At 61.1% G+C, this 11,537-nt stretch carries 12 protein-coding genes; 5 read left to right on the top strand and 7 right to left on the bottom strand.

Annotated features, from left to right (window positions below; all coding sequences use genetic code 11):
• Nucleotides 1–341 precede the first annotated feature (341 nt).
• Together R4P64_RS11245 and R4P64_RS11250 are read left to right on the top strand one after the other, a co-directional pair.
• A complete protein-coding gene (locus R4P64_RS11245) occupies nucleotides 342–1,757 on the top strand; it encodes a wax ester/triacylglycerol synthase family O-acyltransferase (protein WP_317820767.1) in 1,416 nt (471 codons plus the stop codon).
• A 250-nt stretch (nucleotides 1,758–2,007) separates the two neighbouring features.
• Nucleotides 2,008–2,988 (top strand): endonuclease/exonuclease/phosphatase family protein, encoded by a 981-nt coding sequence (locus tag R4P64_RS11250; RefSeq protein ID WP_317820769.1) that lies wholly within the window; start codon nucleotides 2,008–2,010, stop codon nucleotides 2,986–2,988.
• Nucleotides 2,989–2,991: 3 nt separating this feature from the next.
• Here R4P64_RS11250 and R4P64_RS11255 read toward each other — a convergent pair whose 3' ends face one another.
• The 6 genes from R4P64_RS11255 to R4P64_RS11280 form a co-directional block, all read right to left on the bottom strand.
• On the bottom strand, nucleotides 2,992–3,309 hold the full coding sequence (locus R4P64_RS11255; protein ID WP_033232387.1) for an SHOCT domain-containing protein: 318 nt from the start codon (nucleotides 3,307–3,309) through the stop codon (nucleotides 2,992–2,994).
• A gap of 36 nt (nucleotides 3,310–3,345) precedes the next feature.
• The gene (locus R4P64_RS11260) at nucleotides 3,346–3,771 is read right to left on the bottom strand and encodes a DUF6325 family protein (RefSeq protein WP_045068561.1); all 426 of its coding nucleotides are present in this window, start codon (nucleotides 3,769–3,771) and stop codon (nucleotides 3,346–3,348) included.
• Nucleotides 3,772–3,824: 53 nt separating this feature from the next.
• Nucleotides 3,825–5,099 (bottom strand): MFS transporter, encoded by a 1,275-nt coding sequence (locus R4P64_RS11265; RefSeq protein WP_092806214.1) that lies wholly within the window; start codon nucleotides 5,097–5,099, stop codon nucleotides 3,825–3,827.
• A 44-nt stretch (nucleotides 5,100–5,143) separates the two neighbouring features.
• The gene (locus R4P64_RS11270; RefSeq protein WP_033232391.1) at nucleotides 5,144–6,139 is read right to left on the bottom strand and encodes an aldo/keto reductase; all 996 of its coding nucleotides are present in this window, start codon (nucleotides 6,137–6,139) and stop codon (nucleotides 5,144–5,146) included.
• Nucleotides 6,140–6,206: 67 nt separating this feature from the next.
• Nucleotides 6,207–7,628 (bottom strand): alpha/beta hydrolase, encoded by a 1,422-nt coding sequence (locus tag R4P64_RS11275; protein ID WP_092806212.1) that lies wholly within the window; start codon nucleotides 7,626–7,628, stop codon nucleotides 6,207–6,209.
• 5 nt (nucleotides 7,629–7,633) lie between these two features.
• Nucleotides 7,634–7,906: a DUF2277 domain-containing protein gene (locus tag R4P64_RS11280; protein ID WP_033232393.1), complete on the bottom strand. Its 273-nt coding sequence runs from the start codon at nucleotides 7,904–7,906 to the stop codon at nucleotides 7,634–7,636.
• Between the two features lie 128 nt (nucleotides 7,907–8,034).
• Here R4P64_RS11280 and R4P64_RS11285 point away from each other — a divergent pair, with 128 nt between their 5' ends.
• Nucleotides 8,035–8,913, top strand: coding sequence for a bile acid:sodium symporter family protein (locus R4P64_RS11285; RefSeq protein WP_033232395.1), 879 nt, complete (start codon nucleotides 8,035–8,037; stop codon nucleotides 8,911–8,913).
• Nucleotides 8,914–8,929: 16 nt separating this feature from the next.
• On the opposite strand, the gene R4P64_RS11290 is transcribed toward R4P64_RS11285, so the two are convergent.
• Complete coding sequence (locus tag R4P64_RS11290) at nucleotides 8,930–9,529, bottom strand: TetR/AcrR family transcriptional regulator (RefSeq protein WP_033232397.1); 600 nt, start codon at nucleotides 9,527–9,529, stop codon at nucleotides 8,930–8,932.
• 95 nt (nucleotides 9,530–9,624) lie between these two features.
• On the opposite strand from R4P64_RS11290, the gene R4P64_RS11295 reads away from it, so the two are divergent.
• Together R4P64_RS11295 and R4P64_RS11300 are read left to right on the top strand one after the other, a co-directional pair.
• Entirely contained in the window at nucleotides 9,625–11,022 is a 1,398-nt protein-coding gene (locus tag R4P64_RS11295; protein WP_317820776.1) for a cytochrome P450, read from the top strand.
• A gap of 99 nt (nucleotides 11,023–11,121) precedes the next feature.
• On the top strand, nucleotides 11,122–11,442 hold the full coding sequence (locus R4P64_RS11300) for a DUF4333 domain-containing protein (RefSeq protein WP_317820778.1): 321 nt from the start codon (nucleotides 11,122–11,124) through the stop codon (nucleotides 11,440–11,442).
• Nucleotides 11,443–11,537: the final 95 nt, after the last annotated feature.

The following is an 11,537-nucleotide window of genomic DNA, read 5'->3' on the forward strand; positions in this document are numbered from 1 at the left end:
GGCGCACTTTCGCGACCCGGGCGCAGACGCCCCAAAAAAGGAGTTCGGTCGGAACGGCCACAGATACCGATCAACACACAAGATGTGAGACATATCACTTCATTTTTGTGATTAGTTTCAGCCCACAATGCCCTACCTGCCACCTATGCAAACGTCCAGGTCAGTGCCCTGACCTGTCGAATAGCGCCGACCGTGCCAGGGCTGTAGAACCGATAGCGAGATACTTCAATGTGACTTCGACCACGCCTAAAGTCCACGACCGATCGATAACACCCACTCGAATACCAGTTCTCGGGAAGAGCCACGCGCACCAACCCCGACTTCATGAGTGAAGGACATGCATGCTGTTACCGATGGCACCCACCGATTCGCTATTTCTTCTCGGCGAGTCCCGCGAGAACCCGATGCACGTCGGTGGCCTGGCGATCTTCACCCCACCCGACGGAGCATCCGCAACCGACATGCGCGCGATGTTCGATATCGCCCTCACCGGCGGCAAAGTAGCCGAAGTGTTCCGTAAGCGGGCCCGGCGCTCCCTCACCTCGCTTGGCCAGTGGGGATGGGAAACCCTCGCCGACAACGAGATCGATATCGAGCACCATGTACGCCGCGACGCACTTCCCACCCCGGGCGGCATGACCGAACTCACCGCATTGATCTCGAGATTGCACGGCACTCTGCTCGACCGCAGCCGCCCACTATGGGAAATGCACTTGATCGAAGGGCTCACCGACGGCCGCTACGCCGTGTACACCAAGATCCACCACGCCCTCGCCGACGGAGCCAGCGCGATGAGGCTGCTCCGCGAGAGCATGAGTGAAGATCCCCACCGTCGAAACATGTCCGCCCCCTGGCAGGTTCCGCACTCACTGAGATCGGTGCCGACACCTGTCGCGGCAAAGTCCAGCCCGCAAGGATCGTCCCTACCTGCAACCTTGTGGGGAGCATCTCGGGCCGCCGTCGGTGAGGTGGCCGGACTGATACCGACGACGGTCCGCACCATGGACCGCGCCGTACGCGGCAAAGGCAGCGCTGTCTCCGTGACCGCGCCCCACACGTTGTTCAACGTTCCGATCGGTGGAAGCCGCCACATCGCCGCCCGTTCCTTCCCTCTCGAACGGATCCGATTGCTGGCCAAGCACTCCGACGCCACCATCAACGACATCATTCTGGCAATGTCCGCCGGCACCCTCCGCCACTACTTGCACGAGCGAGACGCGCTACCGTCCGCCCCCTTGGTCGCCATGGTTCCCGTGTCATTGCGCGCCGACGACAACGCCGACGATCGCACCCCTGGCGGCAATCGCGTGGGACTGCTCATGTGCAACTTGGCAACTCACCTCGACAACCCCACCGACCGACTCGACGTGATACGCAATTGCATGAATGAAGGAAAAGACTCACTCCGCGCGATGAGTCCCGCCCAGGTACTCGCCATGAGCGCCCTCGGAATCGCTCCCCTCGGAATGGAAATGCTTGTCGGGCAGCGGGGACCGCAGCGGCCGCCATTCAACATCATCATCTCCAATATTGCCGGTCCGCGTACACCGTTGTACTGGAACGGATTCCGTCTCGACACCCTCCACCCGCTGTCGATCCCGACAACCGGACAAGCTCTCAACATCACCTGCACCAGCAGCGACGATCAAATTTCATTCGGGCTTACCAGCTGCCGAAGAGCCGTTCCGGACCTCAACCCGCTGCTCGATCACCTAGGTACCGAACTCGAACTCCTCGAAACCGGCGCCGGCCTGTAATCCACCACTCCTGCAACGATCGCCACATCCGCAACCAGGACAGGGACATTCACCATGGGCTTCCAGATTCCGCAATCCTCGACATCCCCGATTACCGCCACGCACTCTGCCCCACGCGGTGGAGCAATCAGTACCGCAGAGATCAAAGCTCGGATGGAGGTCATGTTCGCCGACCGTGATCGGGACCGCAGGGCAAGAAATACCATCTGACACGGACTCTGAATCTTGGTGTTCTGCTTCTATAGAGAACATGCACACCGATACGACAACAACCCGACGACGAACTCTACGTCGCCTCGCGACGATTATCGGGGTGGCGGGAATCGTCGTCGGGCTTGTTGCCTTGATCGCAACGCGTCTGGCCGTAGAGCGCAATGTGGTGATTGTTCTGGCGTCCTTCGCCCCGGTGGCGATGCTTGCACCCCTGATCGGTGGGGTGGCGGCAGGCTTCGGCCGACGCTGGATCCTGTGCGCAGGATCGGCGGTAGTCCTTGGTCTGTTCGCGTGGACGGTGGGGCCACTGTACGTGGGTGGACCGACCGGCACCGCGCACGGACCGTCGATACGAATCATGCAGGCCAACTTGATGCTAGGTTCCGCGGACCCGGAATCTCTGGTTGCCACCGTCCGCGATCGAGACGTGGACGTGTTGACGGTGCAGGAGTTGACGTCAGGTGCGGCCGATGCGCTGAAAACCGCTGGGCTCGAGGATGTTCTGCCCCACCAGTTCTTGGTTCCCTATGGCGGCGGCGGAGGTGGAGCGGGAATTTACAGTCGCTTCCCTCTGTCCGCCACACGAAGTTTGGACGGCTTCTCCCCCGAAACACTCGCGGCCGAGTTGAATGTCGGCCTGGCGCAGCCGGTCACACTGTTTGCCGTCCACACCGCACCGCCGTACATCTCGCCCGCCTCGGTCTGGGCAACGGAACAGCGCACGCTCGGCAGCTACCTGGCCGACGTCGACGGTCGCGAAAACGTCATAGCGAGCGGAGATTTCAATGCAACTTACTCACACAAGGAGTTTCGTGATCTCCTCACGAACGGGTACACCAGCGCAGCCGATCAGATAGGTGCGGGGCTGATCCCGACCTACCCGACCGACAAGCCATACCCCGCAATAGTCGGCATCGACCACATCCTCACCAGAGGTCCGGTGGCGACGTCACTCGAGCGTATCGACGTCAAAGGATCCGACCATCACGGTCTGATTGCCGACATCACGCTGGCGTGAAAGCTAACTGAGCAACCGAGCTTTTGCCGCCGCAAATTCTTCGTCGGACAAGACTCCCGATTGATGCAATCGACCTAGTTCCTGAAGCTTCGAGACAAGGTCGTCACCGGCCGGCGGCGCTGCCGGGGCAGCCTGTTGCTGCGGCGGCGGCGCCTGTTGCTGCTCGTACTGGTCATACTGCGCCTGCTGCTCGCTCGCCTTCCGCTGGCTACGCCGATCCATGGCATTGGACGTCGCCTTTGCCGTTCCGGCCACCACTGCTGTGCGCGCGACGGTGCCGAGCAATCCCGGCCGTCCTCTGCGTCCACCTCGAAAAACCATGCTGATCTCCTCTGCTTTTGACGATGCCTGAGCTACCTAGAGCGCCGCAGCGACTGCGGCCACTACGACGTCGTGTGGGATCTGAACATGGAGAACCACCTCGCCACCGCCTGCGCGGGCCTTGGTGGTGAAGTCTCGCGCCCACGTCTGCTCGTAGACGATGACTGCCGCTGAGGTACCTGGTTCCAGGGACTCGCGAACCACATCGAGATCCTCGTCGCTGATCAGAGCTTTTGCCTCGATCGACAGGATCGCCAGGCCGATGTCGGTGAGGTCTTCGTCGACGTCGACCTGCCTGATGCTGCCGTCGAGATCTTTGGCGATGTACACGAGATCGAGCAGGGTCACGAACCCACGCTCGACGATATTCTGCAATGCGGCGACGGTATCCGGGTCCACTCTCGAACCTGGGAACCCCAGCACCACCAATTCAACCGGGCCGATGTCCAATGGATCGTTCATCCATCAAGGGTGGTACGAGCGCACATGCACTCGCTTCACCCGTCGCGGATGAATTACTGCCGACGACCTCGGAGAACCTCGCGCATCGGACGGAACCGAACTCCGTCTGCCTCGAGTTGGCGTCGGGCTTTGCCCCGGGTGACAAGCACACCGATGATGCCGAGAATCCAGACCGGGTACTGAACCAACCAGGCCACCCGGAAGCCGTCGAAGGTATAGCCGCCCATGTGGCCGAGAATCACACCCATCACCTGGATCACGATCAACGACGCCAGGAATCCACCGATATTGACCATTCCCTGAGCGGTGCCCATCGACGAACTGGGATTGGACGTGCGGGCGTAGTCGAAGCCGATCACCGAACCCGGACCGCCGATTGAAATCACGATGATCAATATCGTCAGCAACCACAGCGGTGACGGTTCGCTGCGGGCCAGCACGATCGTCCACATCACCGCACTGCTCACCATGATGGAAAGAACGAGCCAGGATCGGCGCATCGGATACCGGCCGGTGAGGATGCCGAGGATGGGGCCCGCAACGATGGCGGAGATCACCGACAGGGTCAGTAGCGAACCGACTGTTGCGGCGTCGAGTCCTTGCGCCGACGACAGGTACGGGACTCCCCACAACAGCGCAAATGTCGTGATCGAGAATTGTGTACCCATGTGACTGAAGAACCCGAGGCGTGTGCCCGGACGCATCCAGACCGTCTTGATCTGGCGGCCGATCTCCTTTGCCCCGGCGGGAACCGCAACAATCTCGGTTCCCGGCGGAGAATCACGAATCAGGCTGAGCGCCAATGCAAAAGCGAGTAGCCCCAGGCCGGCCGCGCTGCCGTACGCCAGCGTCCAACCGGTGCCGGTCAGCAGCAACATGAACGGCAGGGCCGAAAGTACTTGTCCCAGTTGACCGAGAATTCCCGTGAACTGTGACACCAGTGGTACCTGCCGCGGTGGGAACCACTGCGGAACCAGTCGAAGCACGGAGATGAAGGTGAGAGCGTCGCCGGCCCCGACCGCGATGCGTGCGCCAATCGCGACGGGCAGCGATTCCGTGAACGCCAACGTCAGCTGCGCACACGTCAGAATGAACGCGCCGACGCCGATCATGATGCGAGAGCCGTATCGATCGAGCAGCACTCCCGCCGGGATCTGCATGCCCGCGTACACCACGATCTGCAGCACCACAAAACTGGACAGCACACTGGGAGTAATCGAGAAACGTTCTGCTGCAGCCAGACCCGAGACACCAAATGAAGTGCGGTGAAGGACGGCGATTACGTACGCGAATACACCGATACCCCAAACCAACCACACTTTTTTCATCGCGCAGTTATCTTACTAGTAGTTCGCCAGGCTTACGGCTTTGACTACTCACGGCCTTGCGAGATCCAGTTCAGATCTGCCGAACGCTCCCCTTCGGTGATGGCCGCAAGCGCGTCGAGTCGGGCGATCTGATCCTCGGTCAGCACGATGTCCAGTGCGCCGGCGTTCTCGCTCACGCGCGCCGCAAAACGGGTGCCGGGAATGGACACCGACGGCAGACCGTAATGCCGTCCCTTGGCGTCGAGCCACGCCAGTGACACCTGCGCCGGAGTGGCTCCTGATTCGGCGCCCACGTCACGCACGACGTCGAGCACCTTCTGGTTTGTCACAAGCGCTGACTCCGTGAAACGCGGGAAGCGTCGACGCAGATCGTTCTCGCCCCACTCGCTGGGATCGAACGACCCGGCGAGGAACCCTCGTCCCACGGGAGAGAACGGAACAAATCCCACGCCGAGCTCAGCGGCGGCGGGAACCACCTTGTTCTCCACGTCGCGACTCGAGATGTTCCATTCGGACTGAATCGCGGAGATGGGATGGACCGCATAGGCGCGGCGCAGTTCGTCTCCCGTTGCTTCCGAAAGCCCGATGTGGCGGATCTTGCCGGCCTTCACCTGCTCTGCCATCGCGCCGACGGTGTCCTCGATCGGAACGCTCGGATCAACACGATGGAGGTAGTAGAGATCGACGTGGTCGACGCCGAGTCGACCGAGCGATTCCTCGAGTGCCTGTGCCACGTAGGCCGGATCGCCGTTGATCCCCCGCTGACCTGCCGACATGCCGCCCACCAACCCGAACTTGGTGGCCAACTGAACCTCGTCGCGCCGACCTTCGAGCAATTTACCCACGGCCCGCTCGCTCGCACCGTCGCCGTAGATGTTTGCAGTGTCGATGAAGGTGATCCCGATATCCACCGCATGATGAAGCGTCGCGAGTGCTTCTGCCGGATCCACCGGGCCGTACACGGGGGCTACCGACATGGCGCCGTAGCCCTGCGCGCTGACGGTCAGACCTTCGGCCAGGGTGACGGTGGAAACAGGCATGAACACTCCTCGAGATCGAATGAAGGAACAACCCTCACAGTGTGTACCGAAACTACCGGCGGCGCATTCAGGCCAGGACAGCAAGCTCCGGCAACCCCGCCACCACAACGGCGAGGTTGTAGCCTGTCATCCGCAATTCACCGTTGTCTCCGGTTCTTGCGTACTCCGCATGCCCGAAGGCGCGTTCATGTTTCACGCCGTCGGGGGTGATTCCCTCCGCTGTGGACAATCGCTGGAACTCCGTACGCGTCGGATCACCACCGAAGCGCCCGAAGCCGGCGATACTGTCCCCTTCGGCCTTCATGACGTAGACGTGTCGATCCGCGATCCCGAGATCCGCCTCCACCTTTGCTCGCACACCCGGAGATCCGTAGAACACCACATCGTCGACCGATGCACTTGCACCCCGTTGCAGCGCAAGCGAAGTCGCGAGAGATCCGTAGGAATGACCGAGTGCGGTGATGTGCACATCCGGCTTCGCAGCGCCCGCTCGCAGGCCGTGAAAGAAGCTCCCCAGTGCATCGGCCGCGATACCCGCTTTCGCGGAACGGCTCACGTCGAAACTTGCCCGACCGAGGTCGAATTTTCCGGGGCCGATGACTTGAGGGGCGTCGTATCCGATCCAGGCGATCGTGGCAACGCTTTCGTCACGTCCGGCACTGTGGAGCTGACGCTGTGCCTCGTCGCGCAATCGTGTTGCCTCCCCGACCATTCCGCGCAGTGAGTCTTTGACATTGGTGTTGAGCCCCGGAACGGTCACGGCAATGTGATCAGCCGTATCCGGATCGCCGATCGCTATCGCGGCAAACCCGCGCTCGCCGGAACGCATATCCATCAGGACGAGCTTACGATCGGGTTGTTCGTGCAGGAGCTCGTCCAGCGCATTCAGATCCTCGAGTTTCCGCTGCGCATACCAGAGGCCCGCACCGGTATTGCTCAAACGCCCACCGAAATATTCGCGGTGCAGTTCCTGAGAGATACGCACCGAATCATCTTGTAGCCGTGCCCGTTCGGCCTGCACACGTCGCAGATTCACCGGACTGCGCACACCTGTCGGGATACCGTCGAGATTCGCAATCAGATCCGGCGCGCGCTGCACTATTTCTCGTCGGCGCGCCGGACTGAAACCGCGCCACTCTTCGTTGACACGAAAAGCCTTGTCCCGCAGATCCGTACCCACCTGCGACCGCACGGACAGTGCGTGGTGCAGATCCGCGGATACCAGCAGAGCTTCCCCGATCAACTCACGTGCGGCAGCTGAGAGCAGCTCTGCGTGAACGTGAAGGGGATGCCCTTCGGCAATGGGAGCGACTGCCGATACCGAACCGTCTTCGCGGATCTGTAATTCGTCGGAGGCAGCCTCCCTGCGCAACAAGTCCAGCCGTCGTCGCATGTCTCGAACACGGTGCGCAACCAGGACACCCTCGAGTCCACCGGCAAGTTGTTCGAGTGGTTCGACGTCCCACACGTCGATATCAGTGAGATCCACTCGGGTCAGGACGAACGCGCAGCGATTCGAGCCTGAACCTCGGGTCGACGCAACGGCGGGACGGTTTGGGGTGGCTGCTTGCGCGGCGGCAGCGCACTCAGCAAACGCGTCGTGGTTTCGGTGACCTCCCGAACTGCCTGTTCAAAGGCATCACGATTGGCATCGGAGACCTTGGCAATCCCACTCACCTTACGTATGTATTGGCGAGAGGCTGCCTCGATCTCCTCCGCTGTGGCAGCTGGTTCGAGTCCTCGGAGTTCGGTGATGTTTCGGCACATAGTTCGACGATAACCGCGCTCAGCCACCTCGTCACGGACCGATACACGAATGCATCCAAATGGCCACGCAAACCCAAGCATCACGGTAGTTTCAGTAAAATTCTCCCCAAGTGACTGGAAGTGGCCACATGGACTCAGCTCTCACATCGGTCGGTCTTCCGATTGCACTCGCGATCATCATGTTCGGCCTCGGACTCTCACTGACCCTCGAGGACTTTGCCCGTGTCGCAAAAGCACCCAAAGCAGTCTCGATCGCCCTCGTCTGCCAGTTGATACTGCTGCCGGCCGCCGCGTTCGGGCTTGTCACCGCCTTCGATCTCGATCCCCTGCTCGCTGTCGGCATGATGCTCCTGGCAGCATCGCCGGGCGGCACCACAGCCAACTTGTTCAGCCACCTCTTTCGCGGCGATGTTGCGCTCAATGTGACACTCACAGCAGTAAATTCAGTGATCGCGGTCGTTACCCTGCCGGTGATCACCAACTTCGCCCTCGGCTATTTCGAACCTACCGACGCCGACGGCACCCTCGGCCTCCAGTTCACTAAGGTTGTGCAGGTTTTTGCCGTCGTCCTGATTCCGGTGGCAATCGGGATGTGGGTTCGCCTGCGCAGTAGCGCTTTTGCCCAGCGAATGGACAAGCCGGTGCGCATCGGGTCGGCCATCGTGCTGGCGCTGGTCATAGTCGGCACTGTCATATCGGAGCGCGAGAACATTGCGGACTACCTCGTCGACATCGGAGTTGTCGCAGCACTGTTCTGCCTGCTGAGTCTGTCGATCGGATACATCGTTCCCAAGCTTTTCGGTATCGAGGACCGCCAAGCCATTGCCAGTTCGATGGAAATCGGGATCCACAACAGCACCTTGGCCATCACCATTGCCGTCAGCTTGATGGACAACGTGCGTCTGGCAGTACCGGCCGCGGTCTACGGCGTCGTCATGTTCCCGTTGGCAGCGGCATTCGGTGCGGCCATCACGCGAAAATCTCGAAACATGGCCGAGATCGACTGAGATCGGCCTGTTTTCGCTAATTCTCTTGCGTGCTGCTCAGATCTGTTCCGAGCGCCCCGGCAAGAGTGCGAAGACAGATCACACGCAATTCTTCCTGCGGAATCGACGGTTGATCGAGCCAGTTCAGGCACACCGCACGAACGAAGGCAATCCAGCCGCGCACCGCGACAGCGGCAATCTGCCTGCGCTCGTCGTCGAATCCCAGCGCGTCGAGGATCCGGATCTGTTGCTGCTCCAACTCGCGCTCGACTATTGCCCGGATACCAGCTTCAGCCGACAACGTCCCGACATTGATTGCCCGCACGCCCTTACTGTGCGACTTCACGTACGCAAAGTAGGCATCCAGCCCAGCAGCGATTTGCTCCTGGATGGGTAGCGTCGAATCCGGCGCCGTCACGTCGAGGAGGTGCTGGGACTCTCGCTCGACTATCGCCGCGAAGAAGTCGCGCTTGGTCGGAAAGTAGTGGTACATCAGCCCACGCGAGACGCCCGCGATTTCGGCAACCTCTTCGATCCAGACATCCTCGTACGACCGGTCGGCAAATAGTTGCGCACCGATGTCGAGGAGTTGCGTGCGTCGCTGCTCGCGATCGAGACGCTTACGTGGGGTGACCATGGCGAACTCAGATTACTACTTGACACCGATTCAGTAAGGCGTACTTTGCGTACTAGACACCAATTCAGTAAGCGAACTCTTCTCGGGGGACAACGATGAGCGTCGACGCAACGCCGAACACGGGCGCGCCTGCTATTCCGCATCCGGCCTGGCGCCTCCCCCTCCTCGGCGACATTCTTGGTGTCAACGTCCGTACACCACTGCAGAACTCCGTGAGCATCGGCCGCGAACTCGGCCCGATCTTCGAACGCAACGTAGTCGGAAATCGCTTTGTCTTCGTATCCGGCGCAGACATGGTTGCCGACCTTTCCGATGAGTCCAGGTTTGCAAAACACCTGGCACCCGGCGTCAAAGCCCTACGAGGGATCGGCGGCGACGGACTCTTCACGGCCTACAACAGCGAACCCAACTGGGCCAAGGCCCACAATCTTCTGGCTCCGGCGTTCAGCCAGACGGCCATGCGCTCGTACCACCGCACGATGCTCGACGTGGCCGGCGAACTGGTTGCGTACTGGGACCGTCATGGCACCGACTCCCCCATCGACGTCTCGGCCGACATGACCAAATTGACGCTCGAGACAATCGGCCGCACGGGGTTCAGCTACTCCTTCGATTCGTTCGAACGCGAAGAACAGCATCCGTTTGTGAAGGCGATGATCGGCACCCTGTCCCATTCACAGCGGACTACGTTCCTCAAATCCACAGCCCTCGGCCGACGCCTCGCACGGCGAGCAGACCAACGCGACGACGTGCGCAAGGCGTACATGGCCGAAGTTGTGGACGAGGTGATTCGCGCTCGGCGAGAGAACCCTGGCGGTGCACACGAAGATCTTCTGGAACTGATGCTGCGCGCTTCCCGGGAGAATGATCCCAACCGGATCGACGAGCTGAACATCCGGCACCAGGTCGTGACATTCCTGGTCGCTGGGCATGAAACAACCTCCGGCGCTTTGTCGTTCGCGCTCTACTACCTGTCGCAGAATCCGGAGGTCTTGGCCAAAGCGCAGGCAGAAGTTGATGCCGTGTGGGGCACGGACGAACCGGCATTCGAGAAGATCGCAAAATTGCGGTACGTCCGGCGTGTCCTCGACGAATCATTGCGGCTGTGGCCGACGGCCCCCGCCTACGCCCGCGCCGCTCGGCAGGACACCACGTTGATCGGCAAATACCCGATGAAGAAGGGCGACTGGATGCTTGTGCTCATCCCGTCGCTGCACCGAGATCCCGTGTGGGGCAACAATCCGGAAGCCTTCGATCCGGACAGATTCTTGCCCGCAAACATCAAGGCGCGCCCCGCCCACACGTACAAGCCCTTCGGAACCGGCGAACGCGCGTGCATCGGAAGACAATTCGCCATCCATGAGGCAGTTCTCGTTCTGGGAACGATCCTGCAGAAGTACACCGTCGAACCAGATCCCGAGTACGGGTTGAAAGTTGTCGAGCGTCTGACCCTGATGCCGGAGGGGTTCACGCTGTCGGTTCGACGACGCTGATCCATCGTGCCCGAATCGTCCAAAGAGCTGATTCCAGGTCTACTATCAGCGAGGGCCTGCCGGTCCGAGGCTGGAACCGCGCTCACCTGGGAGAACACAGTGAAGAGAAATTACCTTGTTGCGGCAATCTGCGTAGCTGCCGCACTGGCTTCCGGCGCGTGCTCGGCATCGGTCAGCGTCGGCGACAAGCAGGTACCTGCAGACAAAGTCGCAGCCCAGATGTCCAGCCAGCTCGCTGCGACCGTAGGCAGGGCGCCCGATGACGTCACCTGTCCAGAGGGACTCGACGCGGAGGTCGGTGCGACCGTCGTGTGCACCTTGACCGACCAGGGCACCGAATACGACGTGACGGGAACTGTGACCAGCGTCGACGGCGACAACGTCAAGTTCGACGTGCAGGTGGCGGATACCCCGAACTAACTGCTGTGCGGCGTTGTTTACCCCGGGCGGGGATCAAAAGGCCGCCCCCGCTTTGGGCGTGTCGCGCGCTAAAAGGGCGCGTTGGGGGGGCGCCC

Source organism: Rhodococcus sp. IEGM 1366 (assembly GCF_033142425.1).
Taxonomy (GTDB): domain Bacteria; phylum Actinomycetota; class Actinomycetes; order Mycobacteriales; family Mycobacteriaceae; genus Rhodococcus_F; species Rhodococcus_F globerula.